This is a genomic window from Pseudomonas allokribbensis, from assembly GCF_014863605.1.
GTDB lineage: Bacteria > Pseudomonadota > Gammaproteobacteria > Pseudomonadales > Pseudomonadaceae > Aquipseudomonas > Aquipseudomonas allokribbensis.
Window position 1 is genome coordinate 1634059 of record NZ_CP062252.1, and the last position, 13883, is coordinate 1647941.

17 protein-coding genes are annotated in these 13883 nt (G+C 58.4%); 8 read left to right on the forward strand and 9 right to left on the reverse strand.

Going from position 1 to position 13883, the window contains the following annotated elements; all coding sequences use genetic code 11:
• Nucleotides 1-8: 8 nt before the first annotated feature.
• From IF199_RS07505 to IF199_RS07515, 3 genes are all read left to right on the forward strand, one after another.
• Nucleotides 9-284 carry a bacteriocin immunity protein gene (locus IF199_RS07505; protein ID WP_192560050.1) on the forward strand — a complete coding sequence of 92 codons (276 nt, stop codon included), beginning with the start codon at nucleotides 9-11 and terminating at the stop codon, nucleotides 282-284.
• 25 nt (nucleotides 285-309) lie between these two features.
• Nucleotides 310-585, forward strand: coding sequence for a bacteriocin immunity protein (locus tag IF199_RS07510; RefSeq protein ID WP_192560051.1), 276 nt, complete (start codon nucleotides 310-312; stop codon nucleotides 583-585).
• An 83-nt stretch (nucleotides 586-668) separates the two neighbouring features.
• Nucleotides 669-2258: a bacteriocin immunity protein gene (locus tag IF199_RS07515; RefSeq protein ID WP_192560052.1), complete on the forward strand. Its 1590-nt coding sequence runs from the start codon at nucleotides 669-671 to the stop codon at nucleotides 2256-2258.
• On the opposite strand, the gene IF199_RS07520 is transcribed toward IF199_RS07515, so the two are convergent.
• On the reverse strand, nucleotides 2221-3108 hold the full coding sequence (locus IF199_RS07520) for a LysR family transcriptional regulator (protein WP_192560053.1): 888 nt from the start codon (nucleotides 3106-3108) through the stop codon (nucleotides 2221-2223). The genes IF199_RS07515 and IF199_RS07520 overlap by 38 nt on opposite strands.
• A 169-nt stretch (nucleotides 3109-3277) precedes the next feature.
• Between IF199_RS07520 and IF199_RS07525 the strand changes: the two genes are divergently transcribed.
• Nucleotides 3278-3922, forward strand: coding sequence for a hydrolase (locus tag IF199_RS07525; RefSeq protein ID WP_085648570.1), 645 nt, complete (start codon nucleotides 3278-3280; stop codon nucleotides 3920-3922).
• Between the two features lie 62 nt (nucleotides 3923-3984).
• Here the strand turns inward: IF199_RS07525 and IF199_RS07530 are convergent, their stop codons facing one another.
• Nucleotides 3985-5283, reverse strand: coding sequence for a mechanosensitive ion channel family protein (locus IF199_RS07530; RefSeq protein WP_096819351.1), 1299 nt, complete (start codon nucleotides 5281-5283; stop codon nucleotides 3985-3987).
• A 191-nt stretch (nucleotides 5284-5474) separates the two neighbouring features.
• Here IF199_RS07530 and IF199_RS07535 point away from each other — a divergent pair, with 191 nt between their 5' ends.
• Nucleotides 5475-6815, forward strand: coding sequence for a DEAD/DEAH box helicase (locus IF199_RS07535; protein WP_096819350.1), 1341 nt, complete (start codon nucleotides 5475-5477; stop codon nucleotides 6813-6815).
• Between the two features lie 63 nt (nucleotides 6816-6878).
• Here the strand turns inward: IF199_RS07535 and IF199_RS07540 are convergent, their stop codons facing one another.
• From IF199_RS07540 to IF199_RS07555, 4 genes are all read right to left on the reverse strand, one after another.
• Nucleotides 6879-7478, reverse strand: coding sequence for a hypothetical protein (locus IF199_RS07540; protein ID WP_192560054.1), 600 nt, complete (start codon nucleotides 7476-7478; stop codon nucleotides 6879-6881).
• A gap of 12 nt (nucleotides 7479-7490) precedes the next feature.
• Entirely contained in the window at nucleotides 7491-8075 is a 585-nt protein-coding gene (locus IF199_RS07545) for a papain-like cysteine protease family protein (protein WP_192560055.1), read from the reverse strand.
• 239 nt (nucleotides 8076-8314) lie between these two features.
• On the reverse strand, nucleotides 8315-8590 hold the full coding sequence (locus IF199_RS07550) for a hypothetical protein (RefSeq protein WP_102620292.1): 276 nt from the start codon (nucleotides 8588-8590) through the stop codon (nucleotides 8315-8317).
• An 81-nt stretch (nucleotides 8591-8671) separates the two neighbouring features.
• Complete coding sequence (locus tag IF199_RS07555) at nucleotides 8672-9406, reverse strand: DUF899 domain-containing protein (RefSeq protein WP_192560056.1); 735 nt, start codon at nucleotides 9404-9406, stop codon at nucleotides 8672-8674.
• A gap of 176 nt (nucleotides 9407-9582) precedes the next feature.
• On the opposite strand from IF199_RS07555, the gene IF199_RS07560 reads away from it, so the two are divergent.
• Complete coding sequence (locus IF199_RS07560; protein ID WP_096819344.1) at nucleotides 9583-9975, forward strand: transcriptional regulator; 393 nt, start codon at nucleotides 9583-9585, stop codon at nucleotides 9973-9975.
• 82 nt (nucleotides 9976-10057) lie between these two features.
• Here the strand turns inward: IF199_RS07560 and IF199_RS07565 are convergent, their stop codons facing one another.
• The 3 genes from IF199_RS07565 to IF199_RS07575 form a co-directional block, all read right to left on the reverse strand.
• Nucleotides 10058-10927, reverse strand: a complete 870-nt coding sequence (locus IF199_RS07565; protein ID WP_192560057.1) for a DUF6279 family lipoprotein — start codon at nucleotides 10925-10927, stop codon at nucleotides 10058-10060.
• A gap of 77 nt (nucleotides 10928-11004) precedes the next feature.
• Nucleotides 11005-11721, reverse strand: coding sequence for a TorF family putative porin (locus IF199_RS07570; RefSeq protein ID WP_192560058.1), 717 nt, complete (start codon nucleotides 11719-11721; stop codon nucleotides 11005-11007).
• Nucleotides 11722-11938: 217 nt separating this feature from the next.
• Nucleotides 11939-12127 carry a hypothetical protein gene (locus IF199_RS07575; protein WP_016985943.1) on the reverse strand — a complete coding sequence of 63 codons (189 nt, stop codon included), beginning with the start codon at nucleotides 12125-12127 and terminating at the stop codon, nucleotides 11939-11941.
• Nucleotides 12128-12477: 350 nt separating this feature from the next.
• Between IF199_RS07575 and IF199_RS07580 the strand changes: the two genes are divergently transcribed.
• Together IF199_RS07580 and IF199_RS07585 are read left to right on the forward strand one after the other, a co-directional pair.
• Nucleotides 12478-13314 (forward strand): CvfB family protein, encoded by an 837-nt coding sequence (locus tag IF199_RS07580; protein ID WP_096819341.1) that lies wholly within the window; start codon nucleotides 12478-12480, stop codon nucleotides 13312-13314.
• Nucleotides 13315-13359: 45 nt separating this feature from the next.
• Nucleotides 13360-13770: a DUF2177 family protein gene (locus tag IF199_RS07585; RefSeq protein WP_192560059.1), complete on the forward strand. Its 411-nt coding sequence runs from the start codon at nucleotides 13360-13362 to the stop codon at nucleotides 13768-13770.
• Nucleotides 13771-13883 lie beyond the last annotated feature (113 nt).

Consider the following 13883-nt stretch of genomic DNA (forward strand, 5'->3'; position numbering starts at 1 on the left):
GATCTATTGTGATTTTTAAAGACAGCCTTCAAGACTACACCGAGGTGGAGTTTTTAGAGTTTCTGCGCGCTCTTTATGAAGAAAGAGATGATATGTCTGCTGACGATTACGACGCCTTCATACTCAAGGGAGTAGAGCACTTCGAGCGGGTGACGCAGCATCCTGATCGCTCGGATGTGATTTTTTACCCGAAAGAGGGGCAGGAAAGTTCGCCTGAAGGTGTTCTGCGTGTCGTGAAAGAATGGATCGTGCTCAGCGATAAGCGGGGATTTAAGCCGGAATGATTTTTCATAAGGAAAGGGATATGCAATGAAAAATACTGCACGTATCGAAGACTACACAGAGTCCGAATTCCGAGCGTTTCTTACAGAGCTTTTTGAGGGCGGGGAGGAACTGTCAGGTGACGAGTTTGATCGCTACATGATGAGGCGCGTAATACATTTCGAGTTAGTCACCGAACACCCCGACCGCTCAGACGTCATCTTCTACCCCAAGGAAGGACGTGAAGACAGCCCCGAAGGCATCCTGAAAGAAGTGAAAGAGTGGCGCGCGCTCAATAACAAACCTGGCTTCAAACCTGAGTAACTATGAAGCAAGTGACCAAGGATGGAGGGCATTCGCTTGAATGCCCTCCGGAGTCATGCGGACAAACAAGGAAGTTAAAAACCATGAAACTCAAATCAACCCTCGGCGATTACACCGAGCCGGAGTTCCAGGCACTGGTCGACCGGATCTGGGCTGTCGATGTACCCAAAGCGGATCACGACCGATTGATCAATCACTTCGACCGGATTTCAGGTCATCCCAAAGGGGCGGATCTGTTGTTCTATCACCCCGAGGATGATCCCAATCCGAACTCCAGTGGCTCGGTCGTTTATTACGTCAAAGACTGGCATCGCAAACAGGGCCGCGTTGCGTTCAAGGGACAGGCCGCGTCCCCGGCGGTTGCGCCTGCGCAATGGCCTCCGGCGCCGATGGACTGGGCGCAGATCACCCGACAACGCATTGCCCAGACTCAGGCCGAGGTACAAAAACTCGTCGCCGATCTGGCTGTTTCCGAGCGCGACGCCCAGGCGGCACTCGCGGATCTGCAACTGCGCATCAGCCATCTTCGTCAGCAATTGAGTGCACAAGCGCTCATTGCTCAACGAGAACTGGAAATTCGTGCGCTGGAGGGAAGCGAATTTGATTCCCGCCTTGCCATGCAACGCTTTCGATACTGGCAATTGCACGTGCAACTCAAAAGAGACAACGCGCAGCGCGAGGTCACGTACGCAGGGGCGGAACGAGGGCAGTGGCAAAGCATTGCGCAGCAGATCAGTGCCATTTACGACGGTTATGTCGCGAAGTTGAATCAACTCAATCCGCGTCTCAGGCAACTTCAAACGGAGGCCGAAGCGCTGTTGTCGACGGCACAAACTCAACTTATGGGGCTGCGCGATCAGCAACAGCTCGGGCCCGCGCAGGTCGGGGCTCAGATGTATTCCCCTCTGGCTTTTGCCGATGCGCGTCCGGCCATCATCGTTGAAGGCGCACTGTCGCCACCGTTGGAAAACCATCGCGTCGATCTGCAAAAGGCGATTCGTTCGGCGGTGGCGGAGTTCACCTGGCAGATCACCTCCAGTGCTCCGACGCATCAAGGTCAGTATGCCGCTGTGCTGCAATTCGAGTTTCGCAGTCGCGCCGAGGTGGGCCGGTTTGGGGTTTGCGTTCCGCTGGCGAACCTTCTCCCGATTGAGGGGCTGGATTGGCACTACCTTGCGCAAACGCAGGGTGCGGTCGATGTCCCGTTCAGAATGAGCAGCGGCACCTGTTCCGTACCGCCCGGAACCTTGTCCCAGGGCATCAGGGAAATCGAAACTTTGCACCAGGTGGCCCTTTCACCGGTGAGTACGGGCGACTCGTCATCGGGTGTCAGAGTTCGCCCGGCAGTCTGGATTGAGAGTACGCAAACCTACTTGTTTACGGCTGAAGGCGTTGCGCCGTTGTCTGTCAGTTGGTCTCCTTCGGGCGTAGACGAGAATTCCCCGAAACGGACAACGTTCGCCGATCATCGCCTGGGGTTCCTGCGCTCGGCAGCGGTGCCGTTGCTGGAAACGTTCACCGAACCCTCAACCGTGGTCTTCGATGACTATGTCGTGGTGTTTCCTGCCGATTCGGGCCTGGAGCCTGTGTATGTCATGTTCAGGAATCCACTGGAGTTTGCCCAGGCAGCCGGCACTACCCCGGCGCCAATTGCCCCACCAGAAACTCGATAAACGCGCGGGTCTTCTGCGGCACCCGCCGCGCCGACGAGTACACCGCGTTGATAGTGATCGCCGGGGCTTGCCATTCGCACAGCACCGGCACCAGTCGCCCGGCGGCCAGCGCTTCTTCGACGATGAAGTCCGGCAGCAGCGCAATGCCCATGCCGGCCTCCGCCGCTTGCGCCAGCAAGTCGCCGTTGTTGGCGTGCAGCGGCCCGGTCACGTTGACCCGTTGGGTTTCCTTGCCATTGCACAGTTGCAGGCTGACGCCGCTCTGCAGATAGCCGTAGTTCAAGCATTGATGCGAGCGCAGATCCTGCGGGGTCTGCGGCGTGCCCGCGCGTTCGAGGTAAGCAGGGGAGGCGACCATGATTCGCGGCGCTGGCGCCAGTTGTCGAGCGATCATGGTCGAGTCGGGCAGGCTGGCAATGCGGATGGTCACGTCGAACCCGCCGCGTACCGGATCGACCTGCTGGTCGCTGAGCACCAGTTGCAGCTCGATGTTCGGGTGCTGCTCGTGGAACAGCGGAATCAATTTGCCCAACCGTCGCAGGCCGAACGACATCGGTGCGTTGACCCGCAACACACCGCGCAATTCGCCAACCCCGTCCCGGGCTCGCTGCTCGGCCTCGTCCAGTGCCGCAATCACTTCCCGCGCCGCTTCGAAATATTCGGCGCCAGCCTCGGTCAGGTGCAGGCTGCGGGTGGTGCGTTGCAGCAGTTGTACGCCGATGGCTTCTTCCAGCGCCTGAATCTGTTTGCTGACTTTCGACCGGGGCACGTCCATGGCCCGGGCGGCGGCTGCAAAGCCGTTCTCGCCGACCGTCACCACGAAGGCGCGCATGCATTCGATGCGATCCATGATTGTCCCTGTTTTAGAATCAATGATTCTCGATTTTAGGGAATTGTCCCTTTATCGGCTAGCCCCTAAAGTGACATCCAAGCCGAGACAACAACGCCGAAGACGGCAAGCGACTCGACTCACTCATTACTCAATCGAAACTCTGAATCGACATCAAAAGGAACGCGCCATGTCTATCCGTGAACTGCTGAACCCAACCAACTCCGCCCTGATCCTGATCGACCACCAGCCGCAAATGGCTTTCGGCGTACAGTCGATCGACCGTCAGACCCTGAAGAACAACACCGTGGGCCTGGCCAAGGCAGCGAAGATCTTCAACGTGCCGACCATCTACACCTCGGTCGAAACCGAAAGCTTTAGCGGCTACATCTGGCCAGAACTGTTGGCAGTACACCCGGAGCAGAAGCCGATCGAGCGCACCTCGATGAACTCTTGGGAAGACAAGGCGCTGGTTGACGCGGTGAAGGCCACCGGCCGCAAGAAGCTGATCATCGCCGCGCTGTGGACCGAAGTCTGCCTGACCTTCCCGGCCCTGGAAGCCCTGGCCGAAGGCTACGAGGTGTACATCGTCACCGACGCGTCCGGCGGCACTACCAAAGAAGCCCACGACATGTCGGTACAGCGAATGATTCAGGCGGGCGCAGTACCGGTGACCTGGCAGCAAGTGCTGCTCGAGTACCAGCGTGACTGGGCGCACAAAGACACTTATCAGGCGGTGATGGACCTGGTGCTGGAACACAGCGGCGCGTACGGCATGGGCGTCGACTACGCCTACACCATGGTGCACAAGGCACCGCAGCGGCAGGCCAAGTAAGTCGGCAGGACAAAAAAAGACGCAACCGGGGTTGCGTCTTTTTTGTTGTCCGCGAGAAAGGTCTACATCCGGTGTTTTTCGGCCTCGGGAATGTGGCTCGCGCCAAGGACTGCCGGCAACAACCCGGAGCGCAAATCCCCGCCGCTCGGCTGCTGATACAGGCTCAGGCCAAATTCCGGCAGCACCGCCAGCAGGTAATCGAAAATATCCCCCTGAATCCGCTCGTAATCGGCCCACACCGTAGTGGTGGTAAAGCAGTAGATTTCCAGTGGAATGCCCTGAGCCGTGGTCTGCATCTGGCGGACCATGCAGGTCATGTTCGGCTGGATCTCCGGGTGACTCTTCAGATAGGCCAACGCGTAGGCGCGAAAAGTGCCGATGTTGGTCATGCGCCGACGGTTGGCCGACATCGCCGCGACATTGCCCTGCGCTTCGTTCCAGGCCTTGAGTTCGGCTTTCTTGCGGCCCATGTAGGCGGTCAGCAAGTGCACCTGGGAGAGTTTTTCTTCTTCATCGTCGCGGATGAAACGCACGCCGCTGGCATCGATAAACAGACTGCGCTTGATCCGTCGCCCGCCGGACTGCTGCATGCCGCGCCAGTTTCTGAACGACTCGGACATCAGGCGCCAGGTCGGGATCGAGACGATGGTCTTGTCGAAGTTCTGCACCTTGACCGTGTGCAGGGTGATGTCGACCACGTCGCCGTCGGCGCCGACTTGCGGCATTTCGATCCAGTCGCCGACCCGCAGCATGTCGTTACTGGTCAGTTGTACGCTGGCGACGAACGACAGCAGGGTGTCCTTGTAGACCAACAGGATCACCGCCGACATCGCACCCAGACCGGACAGCAGCAACAGCGGCGAGCGGTCGATCAGGGTGGCGACAATGATAATCGCGCCGAACACGTACAAGACCATTTTCGCCAGTTGCACGTAACCCTTGATCGAGCGGGTGCGGGCGTGTTCGGTGCGGGCGTAGATGTCCAGCAGGGCATTGAGCAGGGCGCTGACCGACAGCAGCAGGAACAGAATGGTGAACGCCAGCGCGACATTGCCGAGGAACACCGTGGCGGTCTTGCTCAGCTCCGGCACCAGGTGCAGGCCGAACTGGATCACCAGCGACGGCGTCATCTGCGCCAGACGCTGGAACACCTTGTTATGCCGAAAGTCGTTGAGCCAGTGCAGCGCGGGCTGGCGACCGAGCATGCGGCTGGCATGCAGGATCAGGTAACGCGCCACTCGTCCGAGGACCAGCGCGATCACCAGCAGCAGGATCAGCGCCAGGCCGGCGTGCAGGAGCGGGTGCTGATCGAGGGCACCCCAGAGGTCTTGGGCGTTGAGCCAGAGCTGTTTGAAATCCATGAGAGAGACGATTCTTCTGTAAGACGCGACGGGCGATTAGAGCATTTAAGACGCTGTGTATTACCGTTGGAGACAAATCGAGCAACAAAAAAGCCACTGATTACGGCGTATTTCACAAAGAAACTCGGCCTGAGCGCTCGAAACCGGTAACCTATGCAGCTGATTTTTTGCATATCTTCGAGGTAGCACCCGTGTTTTCCCAATTCGCCCTGCACGAACGCCTGCTCAAAGCCGTGGCCGAGCTGAAATTTGTCGAGCCAACGCCTGTGCAAGCCGCGGCCATTCCGCTGGCGCTTCAGGGGCGTGACCTGCGGGTGACGGCGCAAACCGGTAGCGGCAAGACCGCCGCTTTTGTCCTGCCGATCCTCAACCGTCTGATCGGCCCGGCCAAGATCCGCGTCAGCATCAAGACCCTGATCCTGCTGCCGACCCGCGAGCTGGCCCAGCAGACCCTGAAGGAAGTCGAGCGCTTTTCGCAGTTCACTTTCATCAAGTCCGGCCTGATCACCGGCGGTGAAGACTTCAAGGTCCAGGCTGCCATGCTGCGCAAGGTGCCGGACATCCTGATCGGCACCCCGGGCCGGATGATCGAGCAACTGAACGCCGGCAACCTCGACCTGAAAGAAGTCGAAGTGCTGGTGCTCGACGAAGCCGACCGCATGCTCGACATGGGTTTTGCCGAAGACGTGCAGCGTCTGGTCGACGAATGCCCGAACCGTCAGCAGACCATGCTGTTCTCCGCCACCACCGGCGGTTCCGGCCTGCGCGAGATGATCGCCAAGGTGCTGAACAACCCTGAGCACTTGCAGCTCAACGCGGTCAGCCAGCTGAACTCGACCACTCGTCAGCAGATCATCACCGCCGACCACAACCAGCACAAAGAACAGATCGTGAACTGGCTGCTGGCCAACGAGACCTACCAGAAGGCCATCGTCTTCACCAATACCCGGGCCATGGCCGACCGCATCTACGGTCGCCTCGTCGCCCAGGAATACAAGGCATTCGTGCTGCACGGCGAGAAAGACCAGAAGGATCGCAAACTGGCGATCGATCGTCTGAAGCAGGGCGGCGTGAAGATCCTGGTGGCTACCGACGTCGCGGCCCGTGGTCTGGACGTTGATGGTCTGGATCTGGTGATCAACTTCGACATGCCACGCAGCGGCGACGAATACGTGCACCGCATCGGCCGTACCGGCCGTGCCGGCAACGACGGTCTGGCGATTTCGCTGATCTGCCACGGCGACTGGAACCTGATGTCGAGCATCGAGCGTTATCTGAAGCAGAGCTTCGAGCGCCGCACCATCAAGGAAGTCAAAGGCACCTACGGCGGACCGAAAAAGGTCAAGGCCTCGGGCAAGGCCGTCGGCGTGAAGAAGAAAAAGACCGACGCCAAGGGCGACAAGAAGAAAACCGCCGCCAAGACCCCGACCAAGCGCAAGAGCGCCAACCGTCCGAAGCCGGATTCTCTGGTAAGCAGCGACGGCATGGCTCCGCTCAAGCGCCGCAAGCCGGTTGCACCTGCGGCCGAGTAAGGCGTTTCAGGCAGGCAATAAAAAACCCGGACACTGTCCGGGTTTTTTTATTCCCTGAGTTTGTCAGCTACCCAGTTGCCCACGGGTGTCGGCATCAAAGCGCCGCTTGGCCTGATCCGCCTTCGGTTTGAGCTGTGCGAGCAGGGCTGCCTCGCTGTACAAACCGGTCAGAGCCAGTTCCTTGGGTGTCGGTTCGATCGGGATCAGCACATCTTCACCCGCCGCGTGCAGCCAGATCGCAACAACGTGCAGCGCCGAAACGAACAACACTCGCAGCTCAACGGTTTTGCCCTGCAACTGTGGCGATTGCTCGGCCAGTTTCAGTGCATCGACCGTGGCCGCCGCCAGGTTGCCGTGGTTCAACGAGGCGAACTCGACGTGACCACGGACTTCGGCCAATTGCGCATCGGCAATCGACACACCGTCGGCAAACACCAGGTAATGCCAGTCGCCGAGCCGGGCGTTCTTCAGGCCTTTGCCCTGGCTCAGGTCATCCAGGCTGAGCGAGTAGCCGCGATAGGCCTCGCTCAAGCTGATTTTCGCCGGTGCAGCACTGGCGAACTGGCGATTGATGCCAAAGCCCTGGGTTTGCAGCGCGGCTTGCAGCACTGGACGCAAGGTCTGTACGCCGTTGGAAGGCGCCTTTGGATAAGTCAGTTGCATGATGTCGCCCTCCTAGTTTTTCGCCGTGAAGTAAGTGTGAGTCCAGTTGCCGCCACCGTTGTAGGAACCGGGGAACGAGTTCAGCGCGCGGGTCGAATAGCCGTAGATCGAATCCGCGACCAGCACGTAGTTGCCGTTGGTGCCGTAGATCGTCAGGAAGTGCGCACCGCCGCCGTACCAGGCACAGCGCAGGCCGACAGGCCGGCCCATGTTGATCTGGTTCTGGATGGCCGACATCTGCAACGAACCCTGATTCATCCCGTTGTAGCTGCGGGTGGTTTGCAGGGCCGAATCCAGATAGCCGTAGACGTTGCACGGCCCCGGCTGGCTGCAACAGTTGCGGTTCAGTTGGGTGCTGGCAACGCCGCACTGAGTCCAGGACCCGGTGCCGTAATAGTTGCCGACCGAAGCGGAAACCGCGGCCCAGCACCAGTTGGTCTGGGTCTGTTGCTGCATCGTGAAGTTGAGACTCGAGGCGGCCAGGGCCTTGGCCTGTGGGGCCGCTTCGACTTCGACCAGTTGCGCATCGAGCAAATGGCCGACCAGGCACCCGGGCAGGGTGTTGCCGGTGAATTGCGTTGTTTCAGTGGTTAACATTTTTCAATCCTCCATGAATGAAAACAAACGTCCAACGTGTGGATGTTGCGAGCGATCGGTGGTGAATGGGTTGCCATCTCCGATGGCCGGTTCCGATCAGGCTCGAGGTAACCCTAGGTCTGAATATGCATTGATGCAAATATAAAAATGCATTAATGCAAATATCCAGACGAAAGGACGCGGGCTTTGGCATCGATCCCGAGCGGTAGATGCCGAAGCCTGCGGCGTTGAGCGGGATGTCAGCCCTCGGTTTTCTTCTCGGCCGAATCCAGTTCCTTCAGCCGCTGATCGATCAGCTGGCATTTGTCCGGCAGGTCGGCGGCTGCCGTGCCCAGGTCCATCTTCTGCAACTCGGCGTTGATTTCCTTGGCCTTGGTCGGGTTTTGCTCGGTGAGCTTGGCGACTTCCCTGGCCAGTTGCTCGCGCTTGACGGTGGCTTCTTCCGGGGTGCAGGCCCAGACGGGCAGGGCGCAGGCGAGCGTGGCGGCGAGTGTGAGTTTGAGCAGGGTTTTCATGGCGGCAGGCCTCAGATCCGGTTAAGGCGGGTTAACCGGTTGAGGGCTGTGGCCAATGAAAAGTTCAGGATCTTTGTTGGCTCAGTCCCCGTGACAGCAACTGGATTTTTGTTCTCCGTCATACCGATCGTGATACCGCACCCACTCCATGATCTCGTCCTCGTTCCTGCCTTTTGGCGTGAGATCGAGGTAGTTGTAGGCACCGACCAGCATGTCCAGGCCTCGAGCGTAGGTCGAGTAGGTGTGGAAAATCTCGCCGTTGTTGGCGCGATAGAACACGCTCAGCCCCGGCATTTCCTCTTCGCCACTGTCAGTCTTTTCGTAGTTGTATGTAGCCTTTCCGGCTTCGGCATCATCAGCGCGGGCGCAAACGCCGAAGTCGTAGTTGAAATCGGAACCGTCCGACGACACCCAGTCGAATTTCCAGCCCATCCGCCGCCTGAAGGCCTGGAATTCGGCGAATGGCGCATGGGACACCGCCACCAGCGCAATGTCGTGATGGGCCAGGTGTTGATTGGCGCCGTCGATGTGGTCGCTGAGGAACGAGCAGCCCGGGCAGCCTTCCTCCCAGCCTTTGGCAAACATGAAGTGATAAACGACGAGTTGGCTGTGTTGGCCGAACAGGTCAGCCAGTTTCAATTCGCCGTTCGGCCCCATGAAGCGGTAGTCCTTGTCGACCCTCACCCAAGGCAGAGCGCGACGTTTGGCGCTGAGGCGGTCGCGTTCTTTGGTGAAGGCCTTTTCATCGGCCAGATGCTGCTTGCGGGCGGCGAGCCATTCTTCGCGCGACACCACCGGATGATTCTCAACGTTCATGATGATTTCTCCTGCGGGGGTTGAAACCGTCTGTCTCAGACTAGTCGCTCAACGCTGTCGGAAATCGACAGACCGCCGGTCGGCCGGGGCGGTAAATGAAGCTGAACGGCTCTTGTCCGCTCGGGTCACAACCTTTGAAGGCGCCATTAATCACGCGCACCGGAGGTTGAATCAGGATGACGACTTATAACTGGGATTTGATTGAACGCCTGCTGCATGAAGTACAGAACGGCGCAGGCCACAGCTTCGCACCGCGCTCTTACGCAGAAGACTATGCGGCGGAAAAAGCGGCGGCGGGCGAGCCGATCGAGAATCTGGATCATCTGAAAACCATCGCCTGCCAATATGAGCAACTGTTGCTGCTGCGCGGTTACATCGGGCCCCGTGGGGAGGATGAGGGCAGCACTGGCAACAACTTCAGCCTGACCCCGCGTGGATCGAGCCTGTTGAGCCTGATCGACAGCAGCATTCCCGGTAATGATCATCCGCGTCAGGTGCTGGATGAGCAGCAGGATGCGCTGGATGAGGCGACGTTTGATCGTGTGGCGTCCAAGGCGCAGATTGCCTGAATCCAGGAAAGCAAAAGATCGCAGCCCTCGGTAGCTCCGCAAATTCTGCAGGAGCTACCGAGGGCTGCGATCTTGTGGTTTTCTAATTCTGTTTAGCGGCCTTCAGGCACTTCAGATCATTGAAGTCCTTGCGCACCCCTTCGATTTTCTTCAACAAGCGCTGGCGTTGTTGCGGTGTGCTTTCAGCCATCAGATCCACCGCCAGCGAGCGCGCCTGGGCTTCGGTGTCGGCGTAAGCCTTGCGGTAATCCGCTGTCCATAAACGCTCGCGATAGACCAGAAGCGTCTCGATCCGCTGTGGGAATTCCGGACTTTTACGCTGGGCGACGGCTGCACTGAACTGCTGTTGCCAGTGCGCACGGTTGGCGATCCATTGAGTGTTCTGGTCGCCCAGGGCTGTCGACCACGCCATCACGCGTTGTTCCTGGGTGGGACTCAGTGGTCCGAGCCAGTCGTTGAGGCGTTTGTCCATGCGTGCGCCGCGTTCGGCAATCTGCTGGGCCAGAGGTGGCTTCACATATTCCTGTTGGCGTTTGCGCAGATCCTTGGCAAACGCGTCGTTCATTTCCGCGACCTGTTTGTCATCCAGTCCTTGCAGCAACTCAATGGCCGACGGGGTGATCTCACGTGCGGTCTCGGCAATCGCCTGCTTGGCCTCCAAGGTGCGGGCCTGGAGCGCGGCGTCGGTGACCTGATTGGTCTCGACCATGGTTTGCAGGCGATCAAGCCAGTCCAGATAACCCGGTAACTGTGTGCTGCAGTGCCAGCTCAGGTGTTCCTTGAGGCGTTCGTTGAACCAGCCTTTCTGCTCGCCGTTCATGTCCAGGTAGTCGCTGAGCGTCCACGGAATGATCACGTCGAGATTGCGATAGGCGAGGCCTACACGGCTGCAGGCGCCGAGGGCGAGGGTGAAAGCCAGCAGGGCGGCAATCTGTTTGAACCAGCGAGACATGGGCGAATCCTTGCGTGAGCCTGGCTTCGAAGTCTGATGCTTATGTGAACGCAGGATGAGCCCGGCAGTTCAGCCAATCAATAGAACGCGCGTTCGGCCTTTAGCGTGACCAGCCCGTCGCACTGGCTGTTGTGCCCGGAATAGGCAGAGCAATCGCTGCCGCTGAGGCTGGAGTTGCTGTAGATCAGGTCGAGGTCGACGCCCATCACCGGGCGGGAAAATTTCACCGACCAGTCGGTAAAACTGCTGACATACCCGCCGTCCACCGAGACCGGTGTATTGAGCTGATGGGTGGTGTATTTCATGCTGATCCCGATGCCGAACGGCTGGTTGCCGCGCAGATCGGCAAACAAGGTGTTGTTCTGTTTGTCCGGATCGTTGCTCAGTGCGATGCCGAAACGGCTGCCGAGCAGGGTCAGGCCGCCGAACAATTCCTGGCTGTCGAGGGTGTCGACCTTGGGATAGCTGTAATGGATCATCCCGACTTCGTAGCCGAGGGTTTGATCGAAGGGTTGTTTAAAGCCGACGTAGGAATCGATCTCCAGATTCTTGCCCGGCGTCAGTCCCATGCTCGGCGCGTACTGGCCGACGTAGAGGCCGCTGTCGTGGCTCAGATCGAGGCCACCGTGGAACGAGCCGGCGGCAGAAGGTTTGACCAGTCCCTGGGCCATGCTGCGGCTGGGCGAGGTGCCGAGCTTGAGGTCGAAGTCGCCGAGTTCACGCTGGAATATCTGCGCGTGCGTCATCGGGCTCGCCAGCAGTCCTGCAAGAAATAAACAGAGGGGTTTGAGCATGCGTCACTCCTTGAACAGCGAGCGCAGTGCGATAAAGACTGCTGAAACGCTTGATCCAGACGCGTGCAAGGATACCGGCGAATGATCGGCATCGAGGGCCGTTCGTCGATTTCTGTTGTTTTGTTGAGTTTGATTAAACGCGAGAGAGGTCTTGCGAGGGTTCCGGTCCAGACGCTTCGAAGCTCAAAGCGCCTTGGGACTGGTGTGTTGCGGGGTGTTACTTCTTGCCCAGGCTGATCTGCTTGGACGGGCCGAACGTCTGGCCGCTGACGCCCTTGGCAATTTGCTGGATTTCGCCGCCGGACTTGAGGAATGCCGCGATCTGATCGTTGATCGATTCGCTGGTTTCAACGGCTGGAGCTGGCTTTGCTTTGCTGGTGGATGCTTTTACACGCATGGCGGCCATTAACCTGTAGAAAAGTAACTCGGCCAGGCATCGTACAGGAATAACTTGACAATTGCTTGGTAAATATCCCCCGGAATAACCCAGCGTGCGGGTGGATTATTCTCGATTAATTATTCGAAATATCCCGCTAACCTGCTGTTTTAAATAACAACATTTATCGGGATCGGTGGCTTTTTCGAGGGGGCGGCGCGCCGGGAAGTCCTCCAGGTAGTCTGACGAGTGGCGCCCGCTCGGCGGCAAACCAAGGAAAATCAAGGCTTCGCGCAAATTTCCGTCGGCGGGAGGATCTGCCGGCCAACGAACCCGGCAAAACCGGGTAGAATGCCGCCCACGCAATGAGGGTATTGGAAATGGCTTTAGTCGGGCGCTACAACAGTTTGCAAGTGGTTAAACACACTAACTTCGGTTTATATCTGGACGGCGGTGCCGACGGCGAAATTCTTTTGCCCAACCGTTATATCCCTAAAGATATTCCTAGCGAAGATGAAGACTGGCTCAATGTTTTCATTTATCTGGACAGCGATGACAAACTTATTGCCACCACTGAAAAACCAAAAGTTCAGGTCGGTGAATTTGCCAGTTTGAAAGTTGTTGAAGTCAACAGCATCGGTGTGTTCCTCGATTGGGGCCTGCCGAAGGATCTGCTGCTGCCTTACTCCGAAGAAAAACGCCAGATGACCGCCGGCGAGTACTGCGTGGTGCATGTCTACCTCGACAAACACACCCGCCGCATCACCGCCACCGCGCGTCTTGATCGCTACCTCGACAAGACCCCGGCCAACTACAGCGTGGGCCAGGAAGTTGATCTGCTGGTGGCCGAATCCACCGACATGGGTTTCAAGGCCGTCATCAACAACAAGCACTGGGGTTTGATTCACAAGAACGAAATCTTCAAGTTCATGCGTTCCGGCATGCGCGAGAAAGGTTTCATCAAGGAAGTGCGTGCCGACGGCAAGATCAGCCTGAGCCTGCAACCGGTGGGTCAGGAAGCGGCCAGCAGCCTGAGTTCGAAGATCCTCGCCAAGTTGCGCGAAAACGATGGCACCCTGGCCGTCAGCGACAAGAGCGACCCGGCGCTGATCAGCAGCCTGTTCGGTGTCAGCAAGGGCAACTTCAAGAAGGCCATCGGTTCGTTGTACAAGGAAGGCAAGATCGTCATTCATGCCGATCGCATTGAACTAACCTGAGCCTGACGTGGCCCATGTTGCATGGGCTCACTTGAGGTCGGGCAGATGAAAAAAGCGTTGATTGCCTACGTCGCCACGCTGCTGACGTTTCTTCTGCTCGACGGCGTCTGGCTCGGCGTGCTGATGGCGCCGACCTATCGCGAACTGCTCGGTTCGCTGATGCTCGAAAAACCGTTGCTGGTACCAGCAGCGGTTTTTTATTGCCTGTACGTTTTCGGCTGTGTGGCGTTTGTGGTGTTGCCATCGATGACCTGGCAACGCGCTGCTCGCATGGGTGCGCTGCTCGGGCTGGTCGCTTATGGCACTTATGACCTGACCAACTGGGCGACGTTGCGCGGCTGGTCGGTGCAGGTGACGTTGCTGGATTGGGCATGGGGGACGTTTGCCACGGCGCTGGCCTGTACGGTCGGATTTGTCGTGGCCGGCGGCTTTGGCAGATCAGCCCTTCACCGCTGACGTTTGAGGAGCATGAAATGTCTCTTCCAGACGGCTTTTTCTGGCTGACTGGTTAATAATCCACTCATCATTTTTCGCCCCGGACGAAGAGCCGGGGCTTTGTTTTGACCTTT

Bases quoted from the DNA above. Each gene is read 5' to 3' on its own strand.
- IF199_RS07510 (WP_192560051.1), top strand. From the start codon at position 310: ATGAAAAATACTGCACGTATCGAAGACTACACAGAGTCCGAATTCCGA.
- IF199_RS07515 (WP_192560052.1), top strand. From the start codon at position 669: ATGAAACTCAAATCAACCCTCGGCGATTACACCGAGCCGGAGTTCCAG.
- IF199_RS07520 (WP_192560053.1), bottom strand. From the start codon at position 3,108: ATGGATCGCATCGAATGCATGCGCGCCTTCGTGGTGACGGTCGGCGAG.
- IF199_RS07525 (WP_085648570.1), top strand. From the start codon at position 3,278: ATGTCTATCCGTGAACTGCTGAACCCAACCAACTCCGCCCTGATCCTG.
- IF199_RS07530 (WP_096819351.1), bottom strand. From the start codon at position 5,283: ATGGATTTCAAACAGCTCTGGCTCAACGCCCAAGACCTCTGGGGTGCC.
- IF199_RS07540 (WP_192560054.1), bottom strand. From the start codon at position 7,478: ATGCAACTGACTTATCCAAAGGCGCCTTCCAACGGCGTACAGACCTTG.
- IF199_RS07545 (WP_192560055.1), bottom strand. From the start codon at position 8,075: ATGTTAACCACTGAAACAACGCAATTCACCGGCAACACCCTGCCCGGG.
- IF199_RS07550 (WP_102620292.1), bottom strand. From the start codon at position 8,590: ATGAAAACCCTGCTCAAACTCACACTCGCCGCCACGCTCGCCTGCGCC.
- IF199_RS07555 (WP_192560056.1), bottom strand. From the start codon at position 9,406: ATGAACGTTGAGAATCATCCGGTGGTGTCGCGCGAAGAATGGCTCGCC.
- IF199_RS07560 (WP_096819344.1), top strand. From the start codon at position 9,583: ATGACGACTTATAACTGGGATTTGATTGAACGCCTGCTGCATGAAGTA.
- IF199_RS07565 (WP_192560057.1), bottom strand. From the start codon at position 10,927: ATGTCTCGCTGGTTCAAACAGATTGCCGCCCTGCTGGCTTTCACCCTC.
- IF199_RS07570 (WP_192560058.1), bottom strand. From the start codon at position 11,721: ATGCTCAAACCCCTCTGTTTATTTCTTGCAGGACTGCTGGCGAGCCCG.
- IF199_RS07575 (WP_016985943.1), bottom strand. From the start codon at position 12,127: ATGGCCGCCATGCGTGTAAAAGCATCCACCAGCAAAGCAAAGCCAGCT.
- IF199_RS07580 (WP_096819341.1), top strand. From the start codon at position 12,478: ATGGCTTTAGTCGGGCGCTACAACAGTTTGCAAGTGGTTAAACACACT.
- IF199_RS07585 (WP_192560059.1), top strand. From the start codon at position 13,360: ATGAAAAAAGCGTTGATTGCCTACGTCGCCACGCTGCTGACGTTTCTT.